Genomic DNA, 23,874 nt, shown 5'->3' on the forward strand with positions numbered 1-23,874 from the left:
CGGGAGTTCGAAGACGGGCCCTACGGGGTGGGGGGCGTCGCCGCGGTGGTGGCGGGGGCGGGCGGGCTCGGCGGGTTGGTGGGCCTGGTCGGGGTCGGCCGGGGCGTGGGGGAGGGGGCGGGCTCCCGGGTCGGGGTCGGGGTCGGCTTCGGGGGCTCGGCGGGTGCCGGGGTGAAGGTGAAGCCGGGGGCCGTCGGCGGCTCGGGGTCCGGGGTGTGCTCGGTGGGGGCGGCCGGGGGTTCGGTGGTGGGGGCGGGCGTGTTGGCGGGGGCGCTGGGCCGGGTGGCGGCGGTGGCGGTGGCGCTGGGCGACGGTGTGGGGGAGGGGCTCGGGCTCGCGCCGGCGGTCGGGGTGGCGCTCTGGCCGGTGCCCCGGCTCGGCTGGAGGTCGAACTGCCGGACTTCGGTGCCGTCGAGGGCGTCGGCCATGTAGGCGGTCCAGATCTCGGTGGGGAACGCGCCGCCGTTGATGCGGGTGAGTCCGGCGGTGCCGGTCAGCGGTTCCTTGGCGTGGGTCTTCGGGTGTTCGCGGAACATGCCGACGGTGGTGGCGAGTTCGGGGGTGAAGCCGGCGAACCAGGCGGACAGGTTGGAGTCGGTGGTGCCGGTCTTGCCGGCGGCCGGGCGGTCGAGGTCGAGGGCGGCGGCGCCGGTGCCGCGCGGGCTGATGACGTCGCGCAGGACGTCGGTGACGGCGTCGGCGGTGCCCCGGTCGAGCGCGGTGGTGGCGACGTGGGCGGGCATCTTGGGGACGTCGACGGAGCCGCCCGAGGTGGTGCGTTCGAGCGTGAGGACGGACCAGGGGGTGTACGCCTCGCCGTGGTTGGCGAAGGCGGCGTAGGCGCCGGCCAGGTTGAGGGCGCTGGGGGTGGCGGTGCCGAGGGTCATGGAGCTGTTGGCCGGGTCCATGCCGGGGACGTTGTCGGGGATGCCGAGCCGGATGGCGGTCTCGCGGACGTGGGCGAGCCCGGCGTCGACGCCCTCCTGCGCGTAGACGGAGTTGACGGACTTCACCATGGCGTGGCGCAGGGTGATGTCGCCGTAGTCGATGTCGTCCTCGTTGGGCGGCGCGTACGGGGTGGGGCCGCCGGTGACGGGTCGTTCGCTGGTGCCGTCGTAGCGGGTCTCGGTGGTGATCGGGCGGCCGTCGCCGCTGCTGCGGCCGGAGTTGAGGCCGGCGGCGAGGTCGATGGGCTTGAAGGTGGAGCCGATCTGGTTGTCCTGGCGCAGCGCGTCGTTGTAGGGCTGCTTGGCGTAGTCCGGTCCGCCGTAGACGGCGACGACGCGGCCGGTGGAGGGTTCGACGGAGGCGCCGGCGACGCGGACGTCGGTGTCGGTGGTGGGCCGGGCCTTCGGGTCGAGTTCGTCGGTGAGTTCCTGCTGGACGGCGTGCGCGAAGGCGTCCTGGCGGTCCTTGTCGAAGGTGGTGGTGATCCGCCAGCCGCCGGCCTTGAGGGTGGCGGTGTCGATGGTGCCGGAGGAGACGAGGTAGTCGTCGGCGACGCCCACGAGGTAGCCGGCCTGGCCGCCGAGGCCGGTGGCGGGCTGCGGGTCGATCGGGTCGGGGAAGGTCTGGGCGGCGCGGTCGGCCGGTTGCAGGAAGCCGAGTTGGACCATGCCGTCGAGGGTGTAGTTCCAGCGGGCGACGGCCTTCTCGCGGTTGGCGGGGGTGGCGGTCTTGACGTCGTAGGCGCTGGGGGCCTGGAGCAGGGCGGCGAGGTAGGCGCCCTGGGCGAGGGTGAGTTCGGAGGTGTCGACGCCGTAGTAGGCGTGGGCGGCGCTCTGGATGCCGTAGGCGTTGCGGCCGAAGTAGCTGCTGTTGAGGTAGCCGGCGAGGATCTGGTTCTTGTCGCGCTGCTGGTCGACCTTGAGGGCGATGAAGAGTTCGCGGCCCTTGCGTTCGATGGTCTGGCTCTGGGTGAGGTAGTAGTTCTTGACGTACTGCTGGGTGATGGTGGAGCCGCCCTGCATGCCCTTGCCGGTGAGGGTGTTCCAGCCGGCCCGGACCATGCCCTTCAGGTCGATGCCGCGGTTGCGGTAGAAGGTGCGGTCCTCGGCGGAGACGACGGCGTGCTGGGTGTCCAGGGGGATCTGGGCGATGGTGACGTCGGTGCGGTTGACGGCGCCGGTGCGGGCGATCTCGGTGGTGCCGTCGGAGTAGAGGTAGATGTTGTTCTGGGCGACGGCGTGGGCGTTGGCGTCGGGTACCGGGACGATCAGGTAGAGGACGGCGAAGGAGCCGACGGCGAGGAGCAGGACGGCGGTGAGGGCGCCGAGGGTGACCCGCCAGGTCGGCAGGAGCCGGCGCCACAGCGGCAGGGCGCGGCGGGCCTGGCGGCGGGCGGCCCGCTTGGCCCGGCGGCGGGTGCTGTGGTCTGCCCTCATGGTCATGCCGCGATTATGTGCTATTTGATCCGCGATCAGGCGTTGGGAAATACGGGTGCGTGGCGTGATCGTCGACGGTACGGTGAAAGGTGCAAACCATATAGCGCACCCGGTTTCGTGCGTCCGTCGTGTCCAGCTCCGCCCGCGTGGCCCGGTACCCCCGGGTCCGGCCGGTCGGGGCCGTTCCGGTGTGCGCCGAAGCCCGGGAGGGTGGGCGCCGGTGCCTGGGCGGCTGTGCCTGCTCGGGGCGCTTCCGCCTGCCCGTATTTGTCGACAAGGAGACAATATGCCGAATGCTGTGCCGGCTGCGACGCAGCTCAGGCCCCCTCCGGATACCGGCGGCACCGCCCGCCTCTACCTCGCCGTCGCGCACGGGGCCTTCCGCCGCTACTCCACCTACCGTGCCGCCACCCTCGCCGGCGCGTTCACCAACACCGTCTTCGGCTTCATCCTCGCCTACACCTTCGTGGCCCTCTGGCAGGTCCGCCCCGGTCTCGGCGGCTACGACCAGAGCGAGGCCGTCACCTACATCTGGGTCAGCCAGGCCCTGCTGGTCACCGTCGCGGTCTGGGGCGGCGGGTTCCAGGACGACGTCCAGGACCGCTTCCGCACCGGCGACATCGCCGTCGACCTCTACCGCCCGGTGGACTTCCAGGGCTGGTGGCTGGCCACCGACCTCGGCCGGGCCGCCTTCCACCTGCTCGGGCGCGGCGTGCTGCCGATGCTCGCGGGCGCGCTGGTCTTCTCGACCCGGATGCCCGAACGGCCGCTGACCTGGGCGGTGTTCCTGCTCTCCGTGCTGCTGGCGGTGGTCGTCAGCTTCGGGCTGCGCTTCCTGGTGTCGCTCACCGGCTTCTGGCTGCACGACTCCGAGGGGGTGCGCTCGGTGATGCTGGTGGTGTCGATGTTCTTCTCCGGGATGCTGCTGCCGCTCGCACTGTTCCCCGGCTGGCTCGGCTGGATCGCCCCCGTGCTGCCGTGGGCCGCGCTGGTGCAGGTGCCGACGGACGTCTTCCTGGAGCGGCGCGCGGGCGCGGAGCTGCTCGGCGAGCTCGGCTTCCAACTGGCCTGGGCGCTGGTGCTGCTGGCCGCGGGCCGCGCGGTGCAGCTGCTCGCCACCCGCAAGGTGGTGGTCCAGGGTGGCTGAGACGACCCTCGGCCGCACCCGGTGGGCGCTGCGCGCGTGGTGGCTCACGGCCGGGATGTGGACCCGCTCGATGATGTCCTACCGGGCGTCCTTCGTGCTGATGCTGGTCGCGAACGTCTGCGTGACCTTCCTGGACTTCGTCGTCGTGGTGCTGATGTTCCAGCACACCGACACGCTCGGCGGCTGGACCCTGCCCGAACTCGGCTTCCTCTACGGCACCTCCGGCTTCGCGCTCGGCATGGCCAACCTGTTCGTCGGCAGCGTCGACGGCCTCGGCCAGCGGATCAACGCCGGGACGCTGGACACCATGCTGATCCGCCCGGCCCCGGCGCTCGCCCAGGTCTGCGCCGAGCGCTTCTCGCTGCGCCGGCTCGGCCGGCCGCTGCAGGCGCTGGCGGTGCTGGCCTGGTCGCTGCCCGCGCTGGACGTGGCCTGGACCTGGGACCGGGTGCTCCTCGTGCCGGTGCTGCTGCTCTGCGGGACGGCCATCTTCGGGGCGGTCTTCGTGGGCTTCGCGACCCTCCAGTTCTGGTGGGGCGAGGCGAAGGAGATCCAGAACGCCTTCACCTACGGCGGCGCGACGCTACTGCACTACCCGCCGACCGTCTTCGCCAAGGAGCTGGTGGCGGGGGCGGTGTTCGGGGTGCCGCTGGCCTTCGTCAACTGGCTGCCCGCCCTGCACATCCTCGGCCGCCCCGACCCGCTCGGCCTGCCCGTCGCCTTCCGGTTCGCCTCGCCGCTGGCCGCCGTGGCCTGCTGCGCCGCGGCCGGCCTGGCCTGGCGGGCGGGCCTGCGCGCCTACCGCGGTACCGGAAACTAAGGAGTCCCCATGGCACTGATCGAACTCGAAGACGTCCGCCGGACCTTCACCGTCCGGGCCAGGACCGGTCGGCTGCGGCGCGAGAAGCGCGAGGTGCGGGCCGTGGACGGGCTGAGCTTCACCGTCGAGGCGGGGGAGTGCGTCGGCTACATCGGCCCCAACGGCGCGGGGAAGTCGACCACCATCAAGATGCTCACCGGCATCCTCGTGCCGTCGAGCGGGCGGCTGAGGGTGGCGGGCGTCGACCCGGCCCGCGAACGGGTGGACCTCGCCCGGCGGATCGGCGTCGTGTTCGGGCAGCGGACCACCCTCTGGTGGGACCTCCCGCTGCGCGACTCCTTCGAACTGGCCCGCCGGATCTACCGGATCCCCGACCCGCGCTACCGGGCCAACCTCGACCGCTGCGTCGAACTGCTCGACCTGGGAGCCCTGCTGGACACCCCGGTCCGCCAGCTCTCGCTCGGCCAGCGGATGCGCGGGGACCTGGCGGCGGCGCTGCTGCACGACCCGCGGGTGCTGTACCTGGACGAGCCGACGATCGGCCTGGACGTGGTCAGCAAGGGGCGGGTGCGGGAGTTCCTGCGCGAGGTGAACCGCGAGCAGGGCACCACGGTGCTGCTCACCACGCACGACCTGACGGACATCGAGCAGCTCTGCGACCGGGTGATGGTCATCGACCACGGCCGGGTGGTCTACGACGGCGGCCTGGAGGGGCTGCACGCGGCCGGTGAGAGCGAGCGGACGCTGGTGGTGGACCTCGCCGAGGCCCGCCCGGCGATCGAGGTCGCCGGGGCCAGGGTGGTGAAGGTCGAGGGGCCCCGCCAGTGGCTGGCCTTCCCCGCGCAGGCGAGCGCCGCGCCCATCGTCGCGGCGGTCGCCGACCGGTACCCGATGGTCGACCTGTCGGTCCGCGAGCCCGCCATCGAGGACGTCATCGCGCGGATGTACGCCGAGGTGGCGATCGGCTGAGGCCCTCAGGCCCTGACGCCGGAGGCCACGGGCCGCCCCGGGCCGGCTCGGCCGGAGCCGGCCCGGGGCGGCCGCGCCGCGCGCCTCAGCGCAGGGTGGCCGCCACGGCCTGTCGGGCGGCGGCGCCGAGCGCGTCGTCCGCCTTCTCCTCGCCGGCCCAGGCGAGGTGGCCGTCCGGGCGGACCAGGGCCGCGCGGACGGTGGACCACTCGGGCCGCGAGCCGGCCAGGGCGGCGGCGTGGCAGGGGATCCCGAGCGGCTCGCCCGGCTCCTCGCGCAGGTCGAGCAGGACGTGCCGGCCGTCGCGGAGCAGCTCGAAGAGGGTCCGGTCGCTTCCGGCGAAGGCCAGGTCGGGCACCCGGCGGCCGGTCAGCGGGTGGGCCTCGGGGTCGGCCGAGGGGTAGGCGACCGCGAGGGCGGAGAGCCGGCCGGCCAGGTTGTCCGAGAACTCCGGGACGTCGGCGATGAGTTCGCTGAGCAGGGTGCGCAGCGCCTGCCCCTCCGGGGTGTACGCGCTGACCAGCGCCGTCTGCGCGCGGGTGATCAGCAGGAGGTCGGCACCGACGGGGTGGCGCTCGGCGTGGTAGCTGTTGAGCAGGCCCTCGGGCGCGGTGCCGGCCACCTCGGCGGCGAGCTTCCAGCCGAGGTTGGTGGCGTCCTGGATGCCGACGTTCAACCCGGCGCCCCCGGCCGGGAAGTGCATGTGCGCGGCGTCGCCGGCCAGCAGGACGCGGCCCGAACGGTACCGGGCGGCCTGGTGGGTGGCGTTGCCGAACACCGAGATCCAGCGCGGGTCGCGCATCCCGAAGTCGGTGCCGGCGATCCGGGCGACCTTGGCGCGCAGGGCCTCGATGGTGAGGTCCTCGGGCCGCTCGGCGCGGACGTAGTCCGGGTCGCCGCCGAGCAGGCGGTGGACGCCGCCGGGCAGCGGGAGGACCATCACCCCGCCGTTCGGGCCGGAGACGTTGAGCGGCCGGGCGGGCGGCTCGTCCAGGACGGCGTCGCAGAGCCAGCCCCAGGTGGTGGTGCCGGTACCGGGGAAGTCGATCCCGGCGGCGGCGCGCACGGTGCTGCGGGTGCCGTCGCAGCCGACCACGTAGGCGGCCCGCAGCCGCTCCTCGCCGTCCGGGCCGGCCACCTGTACGTCTACCCCGTCGGCGTCCTGGGCGATCCCGGTGACGCGGTGGCCGCGCAGCACGCGGGCGCCGGCGGCGACGGCGTGCTCCTCCAGCAGCTCCTCGGTGCGGGCCTGGGCGAGCGCCAGGGTGAACGGGAACGGCGTGTCGAGGGAGCGGAAGTCCACCCGGTCGTCCAGCAGGGCGAAGTGGCCGTCGGGCAGGGGCCGGCCGTCGGCGACGAAGCGGTCCACTATGCCGCGGAAGGCCAGCACCTCCAGGGTGCGCGGGTGGACGGTGAGCGCCTTGGAGTGCGGGTCCCGTTCGGTGCGGGCCTCCAGTACCGTGACCGGGACGCCGCCCAGTCGTAGCTCCGCCGCGAGCCAGAGGCCCACCGGCCCGGCACCCACCACGATGACCTGCTCCATGTCTTTCCCTTCGTCGATGAGAGCGCGCGCCCCGCGACACCCCGCCGGCCCCGGTCGCCCTGGTCGGCTCCCCGGGCGCGGCCCCCCGCCGTCCCCTGTGGGGTGGCCCCCGGCGTGGATTCGACCGCCTGCCCGTGCGGCCGTACGGCAGTTCACCTTCCTCACCCGTGCGGGTGGCGGACGTGACCCCTTGGCACATGGCCGAGTTGACGTTGCACCGCTCGGCGAAATGTAGTTGAAGGGGCAGCGCCCGATGACCGTACCCGACGTGACCGTGGTGATCGCGGTCTACAACACCCTGCCGTACCTGACCGCCTGTCTGGACTCGCTGGTCGGGCAGACCATCGGGTCGCCGCGGATGGAGGTGGTCGCGGTCGACGACGGCTCGACGGACGGCAGCGGGGCCCTCCTGGACGACTACGCGGCCCGCCACCCGGGCCTGTTCACGGTGCTGCACCAGCCGAACTCCGGTGGCCCGGCCGCGCCGACCAACCGGGGTCTGGCGCTGGCCCGCGGCCGGTACGTGCTCTTCCTCGGCGCCGACGACTGGCTCGGCGCCGAGGCCCTGGAGCGGATGGTGGCGGCCGCCGACACCTGGGGGTCGGACGTGCTCATCCCCAAGCAGGTCGGCGTGAACGGGCGGTTGGTCCCGCAGGGCATCTTCGGCACCACGGCCGCCTCGGTCGGTTTCGAGGACTCCGCGCTGGCCTGGGCGCTCGCCGACACCAAGCTGTTCCGGCTGGAGCCGATCAGGCGCCACAACCTGGCCCGCAACGAGGACTTGAAGGTCTACTCGGACCAGCCGTTCACCCTGGCGGCCTGTCTGCGGGCCGGCCGGATCTCCGTCCTCGCCGACTACGACTACTACTTCCTGGTGCTGCGCGAGGACCGCGGCAACGTCACCCAGCGGGCCGGCTCCCTGGACCGGCTGCGCGGGGTCGCCGCCGTCCAGTGGGTGGCCGCCGAACACGCCGCCCCGGGTCCGCAGTTGGACGCCATCCGGGCCAGGCACTTCGGCTGGGAGGTGCCGCAGCTGCTCCAGGCCGACCTCCTGCTCCAGCCCGAGGAGCTCCAGCTCCGGATCTGCGACGAGGTCGCCGACCTGGTGCGGCAGTTCGGCGCCCGCGAGGTGTACGGCCGGCTCCCGGTGGCCGACCGGCTGCGGCTCGAACTCGCCGCCACCGGAAGGGTCGAGGCCCTGCGCGAGCTCATCCGGTACGAGGCCGAGCACGGCGACCCGCCGGTGGTGGTCGACGGGCGCCGCCACTACGCGGGCTACCCGGCCTTCCGGGACGCCGCCCTCGCCCTGCCCGACGAGCTGTTCCTGCTCGCCGAGGCGCCACCCGGCCCGCCGCCGCCCACCCTGGTCCAGCAGGTCTGGCGCGGCGCGGTGCCCGCCGTCCTGCGCCGCAGGCTGCGCGGCTACCCGGCCTGGCGGCGGCTGGCCGCGAGCGTGAACGGAGGCCGGCGGTGAGCCCGTTGGACATCTGCGTGGTCGGCCTCGGCAAGCTCGGACTGCCGCTCGCCGTCCAGTTCGCCGCCAAGGGGCACCGGGTGACCGGCGCGGACATCTCGCCCGAGGTGGTGGCCTGCGTCAACCTGGGCCTGCCGCCGTTCCCCCGGGAGGCGGGCCTGGACGAGGCGCTGAAGCAGGTGGTGGCCGAGGGGCGGCTGCGGGCCACCACCGACACCACGGCAGCGGTGGCGGGTGCGCAGGCCGTCGTGCTGGTCGTCCCGCTGGTCACCACCGCCGAGGGCGCCCCCGACTTCGCGCTGCTGGACTCGGCCACCGACGCGGTGGCGGCCGGGCTGCGCCGGGGCGCCCTGGTCAGCTACGAGACCACCCTGCCGGTCGGGGTGACCAGGAGCCGCTGGGCGCCGCGGCTGGCGGCGGGCTCCGGACTCGTCCCCGGCCGGGACTTCGCCCTGGTCTTCAGCCCCGAGCGGGTCCGCACCGGCCGGGTCTTCGCCGATCTGCGGCGCTACCCCAAGCTGGTCGGCGGCATCGACCCGGCGGCCACCCGGCGCGGCGCCGAGTTCTACCGCGAGGTGCTCGACTTCGACCCGCGCCCCGACCTGGAGCGGCCGAACGGCGTCTGGGAGCTGGAGTCGGCGGAGGCCGCCGAGTTCGCCAAGCTCGCCGAGACCACCTACCGGGACGTCAACATCGCCCTCGCCAACCAGTTCGCCCGCTACGCGGACCGGGTCGGGGTGGACTTCGCGGCCGTCGCCGACGCCTGCAACTCGCAGCCGTTCAGCCATCTGCACCGGCCGGGCATCGCCGTCGGCGGCCACTGCATCCCGGTCTACCCGCGGCTGTACCTGTGGAACGACCCCTCGGCGACGGTGGTGCGGGCGGCCCGCGAGGCGAACCTGGAGATGCCGGCCTACGCGGTCGGGGTGCTGGAGGGGGCGCTGGACGGCGGTGTGGAGGGGCAGGGCGTGCTGGTGCTCGGTGCCTCGTACCGGGGCGGGGTGAAGGAGACGGTGTACTCGGGGGTGTTCCCGCTCGTCGAGGCGTTGCGCGCGGCCGGCGCGCGCCCGTACGTCGCCGATCCGCTCTACCGCGCGGACGAGCTGGCGGCCCTCGGCCTGCCCGCGTACGGCGGTGAGCCGCTGGCGGCGGCGGTGCTCCAGGCCGACCACCCGGAGTACCGCGACCTGGCGCCCGCCGACCTGCCGGGCGTCCGGGTGCTGCTGGACGGCCGCCGCTGCACCGATCCGGCCCGCTGGGCGGAGCCGGGGGTGCGCCGGATCGTGCTGGGCGGCGCCTGACGGCGGGCCGGGCGGGCCGGGCCGGGGTGGTCCGGGTGGGGCCGCGTCCGGTGGGGTGGGGCCGGCCGGTCCGGTCCGGTCCGGTCCGGCCGGCCCGGGCGGGCGGCGCGGGAGGGGGCGTGTGAGCCGCCGTCACGGCGCGCGGGAGCGTCAAACGAGGTGAGGCCCTCCGCTCGCGCCGGGCAGCGGGCAGACTGGCGGGGTGAGTGACGAATCCTTCAGCGGGACCGGCCCCGGGGTCCGGTTCACCGCGGCCGACGAGGAGAAGCGACACGGCGTCCGCCGGATGAAGACCATCGCGACCGGCCTGCTGGCCTTCGCGACCCTGGTCTTCGTCCTGGCCACCTGGGCGAAGGCGGCCGGCGCCGGGTCCTGGGCGGGCTACCTGGCGGCGGCCGCCGAGGCCGGCATGGTCGGCGCGCTCGCCGACTGGTTCGCCGTGACCGCGCTGTTCCGCCGCCCGTTCGGCCTGCCGATCCCGCACACCGCGATCATCCCGACCAAGAAGGACGCCTTCGGCAAGTCGCTCGGCGACTTCGTCGGCGACAACTTCCTCGCCGGGCACGTGGTGCGCGGCCGCCTCGCCGCCCTGGGCATCGCCCGCCGGCTGGGGGAGTGGCTCGCCGCCCCCGGCAGCGCCGAGCGGGTCACCAAGGAGGCCTCGGCGGCGCTGCGCGGCGTGCTGGCCGTGCTGCGCGACGAGGACGTGCAGGCGGTCGTCGGCGAGGCGGTCACCCGGCGGGCCGCCGCCACCTCGGTGGCCGAGCCGATGGGCCGGATGCTCGGCAAGGTGGTCGCCGACGGCGGGCACCACGGCATGGTCGACCTGATCGCGGTCCGGGCGCACGACTGGCTGACCGAGAACCACGAGGAGGTCGTCCAGCGGGTCACCGAGAAGACCCCGGGCTGGACGCCGAAGTTCCTCGACCACCAGGTCGGCGAGCGGGTCTACAAGGAGCTGATGCGGTTCGTCACCGACATCCGGGACGATCCGGACCACGCCGCGCGCGGCGCGGTCGACAACTTCCTCGCCGACTTCGCGACCGAGCTGCAGACCGACCCGGAGACCATCGCCCGGGTCGAGCGGGCCAAGGCCGACCTGCTGGCCCGCTCCGAGGTGCAGGACCTGATCGCCTCCACCTGGGCCGCCGTCCGCACCCTGGTGCTGAACGCGGCCGAGGACGAGGACAGCGAACTGCGCCGGCGCATCCGCGAGGGCGTGCGCAGGTTCGGCGAGCGCCTGGCGACGGACGCGAAGCTCCAGGCCAAGGTGGACGGCTGGCTCCAGGACGCCGCCCAGTACCTGGTGGACACCTACCGGGCCGAGATCACCTCGCTGATCTCCGACACCGTGGCGGGCTGGGACGCCGACGACGCCTCCCGCAAGATCGAGGCCAACGTGGGCCGCGACCTGCAGTTCATCCGGATCAACGGCACCGTGGTCGGCGCCCTGGCCGGACTGCTGATCCACACCGTGGCGGTCGCGCTCGGCGGGTGAGCCCCCGGGTGTGCCTATCCTTGCGAACACCACCGATACGCGCGTAGAGGAAGAAGGGCACCACCGTGGTCCAGCCGGACGGAAGTCGGATCGGAAACCCCGTAGGGAACCGTGGCATCGAGGCGTTCATCGCCGGCATGCCCAAAGCAGAGCTGCACGTCCACCACGTCGGATCGGCCTCGCCCCGGGTGGTGGCCGAACTGGCCGCCCGCCACCGCGGCCAGTCCAAGGTGCCGGTCGACCCGGAGGCGCTCGCCGAGTACTTCACCTTCACCGACTTCGCCCACTTCATCGAGGTCTACCTCAGCGTCGTCGACCTGGTCCGCGACGCCGAGGACGTCCGGTCGCTGACCTACGGCGTCGCCGAGGACATGGCGCGCCAGAACATCCGGTACGCCGAGCTGACCATCACCCCGTACTCCTCGGTCCGCCGGGGCATCCCCGACGTCGCCTTCATGGAGGCGATCGAGGACGCCCGGATCCGCGCCGAGAAGGAGCTCGGCGTCGTGCTGCGCTGGTGCTTCGACATCCCCGGCGAGGCCGGCCTGGCCTCCGCCGAGGAGACCGCGCGCCTGGCGGTCGACCTCGCCCCCGAGGGCCTGGTCAGCTTCGGCCTCGGCGGGCCGGAGATCGGTGTGCCGCGCCCGCAGTTCAAGCCGTACTTCGACCGGGCCCGGGCCGCCGGCCTGCACAGCGTCCCGCACGCGGGCGAGACCACCGGCCCGGAGACGGTCTGGGACGCGCTGCGGCTGCTCGGCGCCGAGCGCATCGGCCACGGCACCCAGGCGGTCAAGGACCCGGCGCTGATGGACTACCTCGGCGAGCACCGGATCCCGCTGGAGGTCTGCCCGACCTCCAACATCGCCACCCGGGCGGTGGAGCGGATGGAGGAGCACCCGATCCGGCAGATGGTGGACGCCGGGCTGCTGGTCACCGTCAACAGCGACGACCCGCCGATGTTCGGCACCGACCTGAACACCGAGTACGCGGTGGCGGCGCGGCTGCTGGACCTGGACGAGTCGGGCGTCGCGGCGCTCGCCCGCAACGCCGTCGAGGCGTCCTTCCTGGACGCGGGCGGCAAGGCCCGGCTGGTCGGCGAGATCGACTCCTACCTGGCCGGGTGGGACCGGGGCTGAGGCCTCCGCCGGCGGCTCGTGAGTCGCTTGTCCGTGTTGTTCGTGAACCGCCCCGCCGGGCTCCCCGGCGGGGCGGTTCGGCGTTCCGGGCCGCCGGGCCGCCGGGCTGCGCCGGGCTCCGCCGCCGTGGCGCCACTCTTCCGAGTGATGGCGCCATAATGGCTTCCCATGGCGCCATGGGTGTGCCATGCTGGTCGGCATGGACCTCACGCCGTACGTCGACAACCTCCGGCACGAGCTCGCGGTGGCCGCGGGTGCGGGCGGAGACGAAGCCCGCGCCCTGGCCGAGCGGCTCACCAGCCCGCTGGAGTCGGCCGTCCGGCTCACCCTGCTCAACGCCCTGTCCGCCGCGATGGGGGAGGTCACTCGGGATCTCGCGCCCGGGTCGGTCGATGTGCGGCTGCGCGGGCTCGATCCCGAGTTCGTGGTGACGCCGCCGCCGGCCTCGGAGCTGTACGAGGAGTCGGCGGAGCGGTCGGTGTCGCCCATGGCGCCATCCTTCGCGCCATCGGTGGTGTCGCCGATGGCGCCATCGATGGCGGCGGCCGTGGCGGCCGAGGCCGATGACAGCAGTACCGCGCGGATCAACTTCCGCCTTCCCGCCCATCTGAAGACCAGGGTCGAGGAGGCCGCCGGACAGGAGGGCCTGTCGGTCAACGCCTGGCTGGTCCGGGCCGTCGCCACCGCCCTGGATCCCGGCGAGGCCGCCCGGGCCGGCGGTCGGTCCCGGCGCGGGCCCGGCCAGGGCTACACGGGCTGGGTCCGCTAGTGCCGCGTCAGGCAACTTTTGCCCGTCAAGGAGCGGCGTCCGGTGCGTGCTATCGGCGTGCCGGCCGGAAGCCCTCGTACTGGACGTACTTGGGCTTTCGGCCGGTGCGGCGAGAGTGCGTGCCGGGCGTCGCGACGGGGCGAAGGTTGCCTGACGCGGCACTAGGTCCGGGGGCGAGGCCCTCGGTCCGGGCCCGCCGGAGTACGTCACCTTCACCCCGCTGACCAGCGGGTACGCAGACCAAGCGCACACCGAACAGACGCCGAGCATCCACGCGCCGAGCCAGGAGGACGGGACAACCATGCCTACTTTCGACACCCCCGAGCCGATCACCGCGACCCTTGAGTTCGACATGGGGTCCGCCCGGATCATCGCGGGCAAGCGCCTCGACACCGTGGTGGAGGTGATCCCGACCGTCGGGACCGAGGAGGACGACGTGCGGACCGCGCAGCAGACCACGGTGACGTTCGCGGGCGGCCGGCTGCTGGTCAAGGGCCCCAGGAAGCGCTCGCTGTTCGGTCGGCCGGGGTCCATCGACGTCACCGTCGAGCTCCCGGTCGGCTCGGAGGTCCTGGGCACCTCGCAGCTGGCGGGCTTCATCTGCGAGGGCCCGCTCGGCGAGGTCCGGCTGAAGACCTCGCTCGGGGACATCCGGGTCGCCGAGGCGGCGTCCGCCAACCTCAGGACCGATCACGGGGACATCCAGCTGGACGCGGTGGCGGGTGACGCCGAGGTCGTCGGGTCGGGCCATGTCGAGGTCGCCCGGGTCGGCGGCGCGGCGATCGTCAAGAACACGAACGGCGAGACGGCGGTCGGTGAGGTCCGGGGCACGTTGAAGGCCACCGCCTCCAACGGCCGGATCACCGTCGGTGTCGCGCACACCGGGGTCGAGGCGAAGACGGCCCACGGCGCCATCCGGGTCGGCGAGGTGGTGCGCGGCAAGGTCACGCTCCAGACCTCCGCCGGGGACATCGAGGTCGGCATCCGGGAATCGACCGCCGCCTGGCTCGACGTGCACACCCGGGTCGGCAGTCTGCGCAACTCGCTCGGCCCCGGCGATGCTCCGGGGGCGGCGGAGGAATCGGTCGAGGTGCGGGCCCGGACCCAGGTCGGTGACATCACCATCCGGCGTTCCTGAGCGGCTGTTGCCGGGCGGTCAGGAAGCGGGAAGGGGGAGCGGTCGTGACCACATTCGGGGTGTTCGGTTCGATGCGGCCTGCCGCCGTGCTTGATGTTGAGGAGAGGCCGACGCAGGAAGGAGGCGCGCGATGAGCGGGGCGATAGCACGGTTGGCGCGCTTGGCTCGTGCATGGCGCTGATGTTGGCCCGCAGTAGGGCAACACACGAGGGCCCTCCGCCGAAGAGGCGGAGGGCCCTCGCGTGTTGCTGTGGTCAGATGTCGAACTCCCCGTTGCGCACACCTGAGAGGAGGTCACGCCACTCGTCCCGGGTCAGCTGGGCGACGGAGTTCGGCTGGAGGCTGCTGCGGAGGTAGACGGTATCGGCCGTGATGGCGACCTCGGGGCAGCTCGCCCCATCCGGGCAGGCCTCTGGTCGTTGCCAGTCGAGATCATCCATGAGGGTGCCTCCAGTCATGACTCTTCGTTGGTGTGATGGGCGGTTGGTACCCCAGTGTGACTTCGCGACTCGTCTCGCACCGCGAAACGCTGCTCGACACCTGTGACGTGGGGCGGCGCAGCCCAGCGGGCTTGCACCTCACGCGACGTCAGGGGGCATCGTTGGTGCATGGGCATTGATCAGACATGGAAGGTCGGAACGCTCGCCGAGACGAGTGGGCTGACTGTTCGCACCTTGCACCACTGGGACCAGATCGGGCTTCTCAGCCCGTCCAGGCGTACGGCCGCCGGACACCGCGAGTACACCGAGCAGGATGTGATCCGCCTGTATCAGGTGCTCGCGCTGCGTCGTCTCGGGCTGGGGCTGGGGAGTATCGCCACGTGCCTGGATGTCGGAGTCGACCCGGTCCGGCTGGTGGGTGAGCACCTGGCCGGCGTCGAATCCTCGATCGCGTCCCTGGAAGCCCTGAGGCAACGGCTTGCCCACATCCACGGCGAGTTGGCATCCGACCGGGCACCGGAGATCTCCGCGCTGATCGGCGCCCTCCAGACGATGGGCAGCGCGGGACCGGAGAGCAGGCACGCTCTGCGACGCCACCTCGACAGCGACCAGATGCAGACGCTGCACGACCGGGCGTCGGCGCTCGGCCCGGCCGCCTACTACCTGGTGGAGGTCGAGTGGCCGGAGCTGTACCGCAGGGCCGAGGCGTTGCGGACCGCCGGGGTGGAGCCGACGGCGCCCCAGGTGAGGAAGCTGGTGGAACGCATGGATGAGCTGAGCTCGCTGTTCACCGGGGGTGACAGCGGCGTCTCGGCCGGGGTGCGGTCCGCCTGGCACCACGAGCCGGCCGCGATGTCCGGCGACCCGACGGCTCCGGCCGATGCCTGGCATGACCTGGCCTCCTACCTCGACTGCGCCCGCTCCGCCGCATGACCGTTCATTCCAGTAGTCCTTGCCCCGTTCGGCCCGTTCCCAGAGGAGTGCTCGTGACCCGCCACCTTCGACTCGGTATCTCCGTGTCCGCCGCCCTGCCCACCCTCGTCACAGCTCTGGTCGTCCTCACGGCTCTGGCGATCGGCGGGGTGGTGTCGTGGACCGTTCTCCCCGCCGTCCTGCTGGCGCTGGCCGTCCAGGCGGGCGTCACGTTCATTCGGCTCGGACGCATCACGGATGGGGCGGTGCGGCAGGACGACGGGGCGAACACTGTCTGATGCGGCGGGGCTGCTCCAGGGCGACTTCGCGATCACGCGCGGGCCGCGGCATCGGTGTCACGAAGTCGCGCTGGAGTATCAGACGTCGAATTCGCTGTTGCGCACACCTGAGAGGAGGGAACGCCATTCGTCCCGGGTCAGCTGGGCGATGGCGTCCGGCTGGAGGCTGCTGCGGAGGTAGACGGTATCGGCCGTGATGGCCACCTCGGGGCAGTTGTTCGCGTTTGCGCACGCAGTCGGGCGTATCCAGGACAGCTGCTCCATGCGCCCTACATCTCCTTCTTGACCCTCGCGATCAGATCGCGTGAGCCCTCGACCGGTAGTGCCCGTTCAGTCATGCACTCCACGAGCCTGCGGTATTTCTCCAGGTGCTCCGCACTGTGGAGGAAGATCGGGCCGTCTACAGAGTCGTACTGGACCGTATCAAGGCGTGGCACTTGGCCGTTCATGTAGATGATGGCCTGGCCGGATCCCATGAAGCCGTCAGCCCCGAAGCTGACCACTCGCAGTTCCACATGTGCAAGTTGGGATAGCTCAAGCAGCCACTCCAGCTGGCGCCGTGCGGCTTGGCGACCACCGAAGCGCATGTGGAGGGCGGCTTCATGGATGATTGCCGTGTAAGGCTGAGCGCCGTCTGCCATCAGAGTTGCCGAACGCCGCATGCGGTGCTCGACTCGTGTCTCCACCACCCGTGGCGTGAGCGGCACCTGGGCGTCCTGGAAGATCGCCCGGCTGTATTCCTCGGTTTGCATGGGACCGGGAGGATGGCAGATCTGATACGACTGCATGCCTCGGGCGTGAAACTCTACCTCGCAGATGTCGAGGAATCCGACCGGGACTACGCCTCGGTACTCCTCCCACCACCCCTTGGTCTTGTCACCCGCCGTTGTCGCGAGAGCGCCGACGTACTCGGCGTCGTCCTCTCCGTACTTGCGCGCAAGGGCGATCACGCGCTCGGGTGTCACCGAATAGAGCGCTTGCTCGATGAGCGTGATCTTGTTTCTGTCCACGCCGAGGACGGTGGCGGCCTCCGCAGTGGTCGTGCCGGCGGCATCGCGCATCTTTCGTAGCTCGATGCCGACCCGCTGCCGTCGTGCGCTTGGAGTAGGTGGCATGTGCCCAAGCATCTACCGCCACGGTCTCGCGAGTCCAGCCACTCTTAAGCAGTACATGTACCCCGGAAGCTAGTACATGTACTGCCGCATGCCCTACAGTCTGTGATGCACCGCTCACCGGACGGATCGTCAGTAACGTCTGTGATTAAGGCAGTTGGTACCGGCTGCCCGGGCACCGAAGAGCACTCGTAGGCGGCACCTCCATCTCCGCTACGGGCTTGCTCACGGCGACAGACCCTCCAGGTGTGCCCCCTCTACACCGCAGGGAGATTCCCCGTGTGTAACTTCAACACCCCTTCCCTCGCCCTCGCCCGGCAGGCCCTGCGCGACGCCATGGCGCGCGCCGGGTGGAACCAGGACGCCATCTTCGGCGCCGAACTCGCCCTCGCCGAGCTGATCGTCAACGCCTGGCGGCACGGCCGGACCGCCTCCCCGGTCGTCCTCGTCGTCATCCTCGGCGGCACGCTCCGGGTCTCCGTCTCCGACGAGAGCTCCGAGCTCCCCGAGCGGCGGCCGCCCACCGACCTCGCCGAGTCCGGACGCGGCCTCCAGCTGGTCGAGGGCCTCACCCACCGCTGGGGCGCCGAACCCCGCAAGCGCGGCAAGGACATCTGGTTCGAGCTGGACTGCGCCGCGTGAGCGCCCTCCAGCCGTTCGAGCCGGCCGACCCCGGGATCCGGCTGCTCACCGAGCGCCAGGTGGCCGAAATGATCGAGGAACTGCGGACCGAAGGGCGGGAGTTCGGCATCCTGCTGCCCTCCGTCACCACCCACAGCGTCGTCGACGGCCGGGTGCTGGTCTCCTTCGGCAACGGACCGACCAGCACCGTCATCAACCTCCTCGCTCTCCTGCGGCACTACAAGCAGGCGAAGGGTTCCTCGTGAGCAACGTGATCCACCTGGTGACGGTCGCCGTTCACGCGGGCACCACCACCGTCCCCTACCTGAGTGTCGAGCCCTCCCCGGACTCGGCCGTCCAGGTCCGCCTCGCCGTGGACGAGCCGGTCGGCGCCGACCCGGACGAGCAGCTCGTCTTCCGCCTCACCCGCGAGCAGGGCGAGGACCTCATGCACGGACTCGCCTGGCAGCTCGGCTGGCGTTGCGGCAAGCCGCTCTTCACCCCGCCGAGGCCGCCGTGCTCGGACTGCTGATCCTCAACATCCTGGCCGCCCTCCTCGGCGCCTTCTGCCAGGACCGGACCGAGGCCCTCCGGCGCCGCGCTGCCACCGCCGCCACCGGCACCGCCACCATCGCCGACCCGGCCGGCATACCCACCTGATTACTCCAGGCCCCGGGCCGCGCCCTGACCGGGCGCGGCCCGCCGTGCTTCGCTCGCCGCTTGGAGGCTGCACAGGAAGTCGGCCAAGCCGACCTCCTACGCAGCCTCAGTGCTCCCGCACCGCCTGGGGCGAGCCACCCGATCGCTGGTCCACGAAACCGCGCCGGAGTGCGTTCCAGGCCGTGCCATTTTTGTGAGCAATCGTTCAACTACGGAGGTCGGGATGGGGCGCAGACAGCTCTAGGACCAGGACGAGGTGCTGGCCTCGGCCATGCGGCTCTTCCGCCACCGGGGGTACCTCGGCGCCTCGTTGCGGGACATCGAGGAGGCCACCGGGCTGCACCCGGGAAGCCTGTACCGGACCTTCCAGAGCAAGGACGGCCTGTTCCACGCCGCCCTGGGCGCCTACAACGAGCGGGTGGTGCAGGGCCGGGTCCAGGTCCACCTGCTGGAACCGGCGGACCCCCTGGCCAGCATCCGCTCCTTCTTCACCTCGGCGATCGAGACCGGTGCCGAGCCCGACCCGGGCTGCCTGCTCACCAACACCGCCGTCGAGTCCTTCACCCTCCCCCAGACCGCCGCCGACGTGCACCACGGCCTGGCGGCGATCGAAGGCGGCTTCGCCGACGCGCTGACCCGCGCCCGGCACTGCGGCGACGCACCGCCGGACCTCGACGTCGGGACCACGGCCACCCACCTGCTCGCGCTCTACCAGGGCCTGCTGGTGCTCGTCCGGGCCGGCCTGCCCCGCACCACACTGCACAGCGTCACCGACGGCGCGATGGCGTCGATCGGCTCCCTGAGGACCCCACGAAGGCAGGACGACCATGAGTGACACCCAGCAGCTCTGGAACGACTACGCCGCCTGCTGGCCGGCCGACCCCGCCGACCGGCTCGCCGCCCTCGGCGCGGTCGCGGTGGACGAGGTCGCCTACCGCGACCCCGAGACCGAGGCCGGCAGCCTGACCGAACTCGCCGCCTACATGGCCGGCTTCGCCGGAGCCCTCCCCGGCCACCGGTTCCGCATCGACGAGGTGCTGGAGCACCACGGCCGCTCCCTCGCCCGCTGGACCCACCTCGGCGAGCACGGCGAGACCGTGTCGACCGGCATCAGCGCCGCCCGCCACCACGAGGACGGGCGCCTCGCCGACATCACCGGCTTCTTCCTCCCGGCCTAGCGGGTGGACCCGGAGGCCGGGTTCCTCCCCAGCGCCGAGCTGCTCGCCCTGCACCTCTGGCCCGGGCGGCCGCGCGCGGCAGGTAGCGCGGGCCCGGATTGACCCATGAATCCTGCCCGGTAATGCACCATGGGCTGGGCCATACCCGCTCGTAGGGTCGTCAGCATGACAACGGTTCGCATCCCTGAGCGCATGAACTTCTCCGCCGTCGCCCCCAAGGTCTTCAAGGCCGTCCTGGCCCTGGACGCCGCCGCCCGCCAGGGCCTGGACCCGGTCCTCCTCGAACTCGTGCAGATCCGCGCCTCCCAGATCAACAAGTGCGCGTACTGCATCGATTACCACACCGGTGACGCCCGGAAGGCGGGCGAGAGCGAGGACCGGATCTACCAGCTCGGCGCCTGGGAGGAGTCCAGCCTCTTCACCGCCAAGGAGCGCGCCGCGCTCGCCCTGACCGAGTCCGTGACCCTGCTCCCGCAGGGCGTCCCGGACACCGTGTACGCCGAGGCGGCCGAGCACTTCGACGACGAGGAGCTCGCCCACCTCATCGCGCTGATCTTCACGGTCAACACCTGGAACCGGATGAACGTGACCACCCGCAAGACCCCCGGCACCGTGTAGTCGGACCGGGGAGCATGGTGGCTGCGCAGGAAGTCGGCCCGTCCGACTTCCTGCGCAGCCGCCAGCGGAGTCCGCAGCACGGCGGGCTCGCTCTCGCCCGCCTTCCAGGTGTCGCCGGTGTGCGGACGGCCCAGCCCGTGTCCGGGGTCAGATCAGGGCCACCTGCGGCACCGGCGTGGTGCCGCGGTGGAGCCAGGCGCGCTCGGCCGCCGACCAGGTGGTGGTGGTCACCAGGTAGATCCCGGCGGCCAGCGGCACCAGCGCGGCGAACAGCACCGTGCCGAAGGACAGGTACGGCAGCAGTCCCAGGCCCGGCTGCGGAGCGGCCTGCTTCCCGGCCGGCTGCGCGGCCTGCGTCGCGGCCTGGGCGGCGGCCGCCCTGCGGGCCCGCCGGAAGCCGACGTAGCCGACTGCGGCCAGGGCCGCGTACAGCAGGCCGAACACCACCAGCTGCCCGGCGCCCTGCGCGCTGCCGACGTGCAGACCGAGCGGCACCCCGAAGACGGTGTGGCCGAGCAGGTCGTTCGGGGTGGTGAACAGGCGGTACATCACCGAGAAGAACGGGATCTGCACCAGCATCGGCAGGCAGCCCGCGAACGGCGAGGCCTTCTCCTTCTTGTACAGCTCGGCGAGCGCCGCCTGGAGCTTCTCCGGCTTGCCCTTGTGCTTGCGGTTCAGCTCCGCGATGTGCGGCGCCAGCCGGGCGCGGGCCTTCTCGCCGCGCGCGGCCGCCCGGGCCAGCGGGTGCAGGGCGAGTCGGACGCAGACGGTGAACATGACGATCGCGAGCGCCGTCGGCAGGACCTGCGCGAGGGCGGCGACGACATCGTGGGCCAGGCCGACGGCCGGGTCGAGCAGCGAGAAGACGGACATGGTGAAGCGAGCCCTCCGGGGTCTCAGGAAACGGGTACGAGACGGAGGACGGCCGCGAACGGTGGATCTCGGGGGTTACGCGGCCGCCGGGGCCGCACCGGGTGCCCTGGGGCGTCGCTTGCCCCGGGCGTCCGGATCACGCTGTGGAAGGAAGGCCGTACGCAGGGCCCGGCGCCGCAACACGCCGGCCCGCACCGAGGCAGGTGCCCGCGCGCCCAACAGCCGCGCACCGGCCAGCGTTCCGGCCACCGCCCCGGCCAGCAGCACCACGGCCGCCGTGGCCGCGACCGAGGTGAGCGTCCCACCCTCGGTCAGCAGCTCCCCGCTCAGCACCCGGAGCAGTCCGAGCAGCATCGCGATCACACTCACGGTCCCGCCCTCCTCGCTTCTCCGGTCACCGGCTTCGGACACTGAGGACGATGGTACGTCCTGAGAGGTTTGCGGACACTAGTACGAGTCGACGGCCTCCACCCAGATCTGGTCGGTGCCGCCGGGTTCGGATGCGATCCAGATGACCACCCCGGTGGCGTCATGGCCGGGCGACTCGGGAACGAGGCTGCCTCGCCGGATCATCGGCAGGGCCGTCGGATCGGCGGCGCCGATGTGCTGGAACGCCTTCAACGCGGTCCCGTCGGGTGGCCAGGCAGTGTCCCATCTGACGACCCCGGTGGCCTGGACGAAACCGGCGGTGTCGCCCTCCGGCAGGCGGAAGGAGAGAACGGCGTAGTCACCCTGGAAGCCGATCTGGTAGCCCCAGTGGAGTTCGACCGCCGACGCCGGGATCCGCAGGTGCGCGAAGTCGGCGACCCGAGCCGATGTGGCGCCGGTCACCCACGACCCCGGCCGCCCGCTGTCCGGTGCGGGGTGCCGGTCCTGCTCGTCCAGCCAGTAGACGCCGCCCACCAGCGCCACTGCGCCCGCCAGCGCGATCGCGGCCAGCCAGGCCACCAGGCGCCTACGGGTGCGCGCCGACTTCATCTGGTCTCCCTGTCCGGGTCGGTGCCGTCGCCCTCGCGGTCGCTGTTCCGCTCACCCGTACCGGACGGATGCACGGGGGCGCCGTCGCCCAGGTTGCGAGTCATCGTGGTGCTCGCGCCCCTGATGTCGAACTCCTGCGCCAGTCCGGTCTCGTGCAGCTTCGCCAGGTCGCTGTCCTTGACGTTGGCCCCGGCGATCGGGGTCGCCTTCGTCGGATCCCAGTTGTAGCGATCCCAGACGTTGACCTGGTACTGCATGGAGATCTGGACCTTTCCGTCAGGCCCAGGTTTCGCGGTCACAACGCCGGACGAGACGTAGGCGTGGCTTCCCACGGCCAGGTACCAGTTCCGATGCGCCTCACGGTCGAATGTGCGGTGCGAGTTCGGCGTTTCCACCGGGATGGCGACCGCTGCCCCGCCGGACTTCTCGTACGCAGCCAGAGCGGCCTGGCGCCACCGGGCATCGTTGGCGGCCAGTTCCAGCTCCACCTGGCCGCGAAACTTGTCGTCGTCGCGGAGCATCCGGTCCACGTCGACATTGAGGGGTTCGCCGCTACCGTCCAGGTAGTGCAGCAGGTGCCGCCCGGCATCCGGGTAGCCCGAGATGGGCCCGAGACTGACCAGCCCGTAGGCGGACAGCTGGCTCAGCCGGTCGTCCGCTCCGGGTTCACGCGTCCCGAAGGGGCCTGTGCCGTTGTCCGGCGCGGCCCACTGGTACTCGGTCGGTCCCATGACCCCCGCGGCGGCGAGCTCTCCGGGACTGGTGGTGAGGAGCCCGGCGCGAACCACCGGATCCAGCGACGCCCACCAGCCCGGGACGTCCGCCCGGTTCTTGGGAATGCCCACCGCACTGGTCAGATCAGCCTTGGCGTTCTGGACGGCGTCGCCGTGGGTCGCCGGGTCGACCTCGTCCGGGTTGATCGCACGCAATGCGGACGCTGCCGTGATGTCTGCTTCGGTGGCCGCAGCCACAGCTTTGCGGATGTCCTCCACATGGTGTTGGAGCTCGTCCCATTTCCGCCGCTGGTGTGCGATCGAGTCCGTGTCGTTGCGTTCCTCCGGAGGGAGGGGCGGAAGCGTGACGGTGCCGTCCTCGGACACCGTCGCGCCGAGCGCCTCGGCGTCCCCGATCGCCCGGAGGAGCTTCCGCTGGGCTTCGGCGAAGGCGGATCTGGCCCTCCGGAGTGCTGCGGTGATGGCGAGGGCCTCGTAGTGGAAGGCACTGAGTTCATCGGCGAGGAGGCCGATCTCCCGGCCCGCCTCGTTGGCGGCCGCTCCCGTCCAGGCACGCGATTCGGGCGCAGCGAGGGAGGCGCCGCCGCTTCCGGTCAGCGGACGCAGGATGGCGAAGCGGACTTCTGTCGCGATCTGCTCGGCGTGGCCGGAGATCCCGTTCCAGGTGTCTGCGGCCCGGTCGAGAGGCTCGAGTGCGGCGTGCCGGAGTCGGGCGAAGGTCACCATCGGCTCACGGTGCCTTGAACTGGGCGGCGGCGGACTGGTCGGTGACCCGGTAGTTCGACGCTGTGGACTCGAGACGGTCTGCCGTCATACCGAGCCGGTGCTCGATGCTCGTCCATCGGGCCTTCCAGGCCGTGAGCACCTCGGTGAGCGCCGCCCCGGAGTTCCAGTCGTCGCCGAGAGCGTGGGCCGCCGCCGCCGTGTCCGGCTCGGCGTGGCTCACCGTGGTGTGGAGCTCGCCCTGCAGACGGCGGGCGACTCCTGCGGCATAGGCCAGTACGGCAGGTTCGACGTGGACCGGTCCCGCGCCGCCCCCGCCGCCGGCCCATGGAGCAGATGCGTCGGGTCGGGCCAGTGGTGAGGCCGGCGGCGGGCCGTTCTGTCCGTAGAGCCAGGGGTTTTGTCGTGCCTCGCCGGGGTCGGCCATCCAGAGCCCCCTCCGTGTGACGGGTCGATGGTCGGACGTTAACGCACGGCCCTTCCGGGCGTAGGGCGATTGCCGATACCCGTGCCGTAGCCAGCGGGGCTACACGGGGCTACCTTGGAG

At 72.2% G+C, this 23,874-nt stretch carries 28 protein-coding genes; 18 read left to right on the plus strand and 10 right to left on the minus strand.

All coding sequences use genetic code 11. From position 1 onward, the window contains the following. Window positions 1-20: 20 nt before the first annotated feature. Window positions 21-2,390 (minus strand): transglycosylase domain-containing protein, encoded by a 2,370-nt coding sequence (locus tag ACFVVX_RS17590; RefSeq protein ID WP_387946365.1) that lies wholly within the window; start codon window positions 2,388-2,390, stop codon window positions 21-23. Window positions 2,391-2,670: 280 nt separating this feature from the next. Between ACFVVX_RS17590 and ACFVVX_RS17595 the strand changes: the two genes are divergently transcribed. Genes ACFVVX_RS17595 through ACFVVX_RS17605 form a run of 3 tightly spaced genes read left to right on the plus strand, consistent with a single transcriptional unit; the run spans window position 2,671 to window position 5,320 of the window. Next, window positions 2,671-3,531: an ABC transporter permease gene (locus ACFVVX_RS17595; protein WP_387946367.1), complete on the plus strand. Its 861-nt coding sequence runs from the start codon at window positions 2,671-2,673 to the stop codon at window positions 3,529-3,531. Further along, complete coding sequence (locus ACFVVX_RS17600; protein ID WP_387946369.1) at window positions 3,524-4,351, plus strand: ABC transporter permease; 828 nt, start codon at window positions 3,524-3,526, stop codon at window positions 4,349-4,351. The genes ACFVVX_RS17595 and ACFVVX_RS17600 overlap by 8 nt, the downstream gene beginning before the upstream one ends. 9 nt (window positions 4,352-4,360) lie before the next feature. After that, entirely contained in the window at window positions 4,361-5,320 is a 960-nt protein-coding gene (locus ACFVVX_RS17605; protein ID WP_387946371.1) for an ATP-binding cassette domain-containing protein, read from the plus strand. 85 nt (window positions 5,321-5,405) lie between these two features. Here the strand turns inward: ACFVVX_RS17605 and ACFVVX_RS17610 are convergent, their stop codons facing one another. Beyond that, complete coding sequence (locus ACFVVX_RS17610) at window positions 5,406-6,863, minus strand: FAD-dependent monooxygenase (protein ID WP_387946373.1); 1,458 nt, start codon at window positions 6,861-6,863, stop codon at window positions 5,406-5,408. Window positions 6,864-7,116: 253 nt separating this feature from the next. Here ACFVVX_RS17610 and ACFVVX_RS17615 point away from each other — a divergent pair, with 253 nt between their 5' ends. The 6 genes from ACFVVX_RS17615 (at window position 7,117) to ACFVVX_RS17640 (ending at window position 14,179) form a co-directional block, all read left to right on the plus strand. Next, window positions 7,117-8,337 (plus strand): glycosyltransferase family 2 protein, encoded by a 1,221-nt coding sequence (locus tag ACFVVX_RS17615; RefSeq protein WP_387946374.1) that lies wholly within the window; start codon window positions 7,117-7,119, stop codon window positions 8,335-8,337. Window positions 8,338-8,342: 5 nt separating this feature from the next. After that, window positions 8,343-9,638 carry a nucleotide sugar dehydrogenase gene (locus tag ACFVVX_RS17620; protein WP_387946572.1) on the plus strand — a complete coding sequence of 432 codons (1,296 nt, stop codon included), beginning with the start codon at window positions 8,343-8,345 and terminating at the stop codon, window positions 9,636-9,638. Between the two features lie 202 nt (window positions 9,639-9,840). Next, entirely contained in the window at window positions 9,841-11,136 is a 1,296-nt protein-coding gene (locus tag ACFVVX_RS17625; RefSeq protein ID WP_387946376.1) for a DUF445 domain-containing protein, read from the plus strand. An 89-nt stretch (window positions 11,137-11,225) separates the two neighbouring features. Beyond that, on the plus strand, window positions 11,226-12,272 hold the full coding sequence (locus ACFVVX_RS17630; protein ID WP_387946574.1) for an adenosine deaminase: 1,047 nt from the start codon (window positions 11,226-11,228) through the stop codon (window positions 12,270-12,272). Between the two features lie 199 nt (window positions 12,273-12,471). Further along, window positions 12,472-13,041, plus strand: a complete 570-nt coding sequence (locus ACFVVX_RS17635) for a hypothetical protein (RefSeq protein WP_387946378.1) — start codon at window positions 12,472-12,474, stop codon at window positions 13,039-13,041. Between the two features lie 301 nt (window positions 13,042-13,342). Beyond that, the gene (locus ACFVVX_RS17640) at window positions 13,343-14,179 is read left to right on the plus strand and encodes a DUF4097 domain-containing protein (RefSeq protein ID WP_387946380.1); all 837 of its coding nucleotides are present in this window, start codon (window positions 13,343-13,345) and stop codon (window positions 14,177-14,179) included. 254 nt (window positions 14,180-14,433) lie between these two features. On the opposite strand, the gene ACFVVX_RS17645 is transcribed toward ACFVVX_RS17640, so the two are convergent. After that, window positions 14,434-14,619: a DUF397 domain-containing protein gene (locus tag ACFVVX_RS17645; protein WP_387946382.1), complete on the minus strand. Its 186-nt coding sequence runs from the start codon at window positions 14,617-14,619 to the stop codon at window positions 14,434-14,436. Window positions 14,620-14,787: 168 nt separating this feature from the next. Between ACFVVX_RS17645 and ACFVVX_RS17650 the strand changes: the two genes are divergently transcribed. Further along, window positions 14,788-15,552 (plus strand): MerR family transcriptional regulator, encoded by a 765-nt coding sequence (locus ACFVVX_RS17650; protein WP_387946384.1) that lies wholly within the window; start codon window positions 14,788-14,790, stop codon window positions 15,550-15,552. A gap of 53 nt (window positions 15,553-15,605) precedes the next feature. Next, window positions 15,606-15,830 carry a hypothetical protein gene (locus ACFVVX_RS17655; RefSeq protein ID WP_387946386.1) on the plus strand — a complete coding sequence of 75 codons (225 nt, stop codon included), beginning with the start codon at window positions 15,606-15,608 and terminating at the stop codon, window positions 15,828-15,830. 78 nt (window positions 15,831-15,908) lie between these two features. Here the strand turns inward: ACFVVX_RS17655 and ACFVVX_RS17660 are convergent, their stop codons facing one another. Together ACFVVX_RS17660 and ACFVVX_RS17665 are read right to left on the minus strand one after the other, a co-directional pair. Next, entirely contained in the window at window positions 15,909-16,094 is a 186-nt protein-coding gene (locus ACFVVX_RS17660; protein ID WP_387946388.1) for a DUF397 domain-containing protein, read from the minus strand. 5 nt (window positions 16,095-16,099) lie between these two features. Beyond that, window positions 16,100-16,957 carry a DUF5753 domain-containing protein gene (locus tag ACFVVX_RS17665; RefSeq protein WP_387946390.1) on the minus strand — a complete coding sequence of 286 codons (858 nt, stop codon included), beginning with the start codon at window positions 16,955-16,957 and terminating at the stop codon, window positions 16,100-16,102. A gap of 264 nt (window positions 16,958-17,221) precedes the next feature. On the opposite strand from ACFVVX_RS17665, the gene ACFVVX_RS17670 reads away from it, so the two are divergent. From ACFVVX_RS17670 to ACFVVX_RS17700, 7 genes are all read left to right on the plus strand, one after another. Beyond that, window positions 17,222-17,584 carry an ATP-binding protein gene (locus tag ACFVVX_RS17670; protein ID WP_387946392.1) on the plus strand — a complete coding sequence of 121 codons (363 nt, stop codon included), beginning with the start codon at window positions 17,222-17,224 and terminating at the stop codon, window positions 17,582-17,584. Next, window positions 17,581-17,829 carry a hypothetical protein gene (locus ACFVVX_RS17675; protein WP_387946394.1) on the plus strand — a complete coding sequence of 83 codons (249 nt, stop codon included), beginning with the start codon at window positions 17,581-17,583 and terminating at the stop codon, window positions 17,827-17,829. Before ACFVVX_RS17670 ends, ACFVVX_RS17675 begins: the two co-directional genes overlap by 4 nt. Further along, entirely contained in the window at window positions 17,826-18,095 is a 270-nt protein-coding gene (locus ACFVVX_RS17680) for a hypothetical protein (protein ID WP_387946396.1), read from the plus strand. Before ACFVVX_RS17675 ends, ACFVVX_RS17680 begins: the two co-directional genes overlap by 4 nt. After that, window positions 18,080-18,223 (plus strand): hypothetical protein, encoded by a 144-nt coding sequence (locus ACFVVX_RS17685; protein ID WP_387946398.1) that lies wholly within the window; start codon window positions 18,080-18,082, stop codon window positions 18,221-18,223. Before ACFVVX_RS17680 ends, ACFVVX_RS17685 begins: the two co-directional genes overlap by 16 nt. Window positions 18,224-18,479: 256 nt before the next feature. Next, window positions 18,480-19,058 (plus strand): TetR/AcrR family transcriptional regulator, encoded by a 579-nt coding sequence (locus ACFVVX_RS17690; RefSeq protein WP_387946400.1) that lies wholly within the window; start codon window positions 18,480-18,482, stop codon window positions 19,056-19,058. Next, a complete protein-coding gene (locus ACFVVX_RS17695) occupies window positions 19,051-19,401 on the plus strand; it encodes a nuclear transport factor 2 family protein (RefSeq protein ID WP_387946402.1) in 351 nt (116 codons plus the stop codon). Before ACFVVX_RS17690 ends, ACFVVX_RS17695 begins: the two co-directional genes overlap by 8 nt. Window positions 19,402-19,566: 165 nt before the next feature. Next, entirely contained in the window at window positions 19,567-20,019 is a 453-nt protein-coding gene (locus ACFVVX_RS17700) for a carboxymuconolactone decarboxylase family protein (protein ID WP_387946404.1), read from the plus strand. A gap of 147 nt (window positions 20,020-20,166) precedes the next feature. On the opposite strand, the gene ACFVVX_RS17705 is transcribed toward ACFVVX_RS17700, so the two are convergent. The 5 genes from ACFVVX_RS17705 to ACFVVX_RS17725 all read right to left on the minus strand — a co-directional run bounded on the left by ACFVVX_RS17705 (window position 20,167) and on the right by ACFVVX_RS17725 (window position 23,754). Further along, complete coding sequence (locus tag ACFVVX_RS17705; RefSeq protein ID WP_387946406.1) at window positions 20,167-20,892, minus strand: YidC/Oxa1 family membrane protein insertase; 726 nt, start codon at window positions 20,890-20,892, stop codon at window positions 20,167-20,169. Between the two features lie 75 nt (window positions 20,893-20,967). After that, entirely contained in the window at window positions 20,968-21,261 is a 294-nt protein-coding gene (locus tag ACFVVX_RS17710) for a DUF6412 domain-containing protein (protein ID WP_387946408.1), read from the minus strand. Window positions 21,262-21,339: 78 nt separating this feature from the next. Then, entirely contained in the window at window positions 21,340-21,870 is a 531-nt protein-coding gene (locus ACFVVX_RS17715; protein WP_387946409.1) for a hypothetical protein, read from the minus strand. Then, the gene (locus ACFVVX_RS17720) at window positions 21,867-23,330 is read right to left on the minus strand and encodes a hypothetical protein (protein WP_387946411.1); all 1,464 of its coding nucleotides are present in this window, start codon (window positions 23,328-23,330) and stop codon (window positions 21,867-21,869) included. Before ACFVVX_RS17720 ends, ACFVVX_RS17715 begins: the two co-directional genes overlap by 4 nt. A 4-nt stretch (window positions 23,331-23,334) precedes the next feature. Continuing rightward, window positions 23,335-23,754, minus strand: coding sequence for a WXG100 family type VII secretion target (locus ACFVVX_RS17725; RefSeq protein ID WP_387946413.1), 420 nt, complete (start codon window positions 23,752-23,754; stop codon window positions 23,335-23,337). Between the last annotated feature and the right edge of the window lie 120 nt (window positions 23,755-23,874).

The organism is Kitasatospora sp. NPDC058170, assembly GCF_042883905.1.
Taxonomy (GTDB): Bacteria; Actinomycetota; Actinomycetes; order Streptomycetales; family Streptomycetaceae; genus Kitasatospora.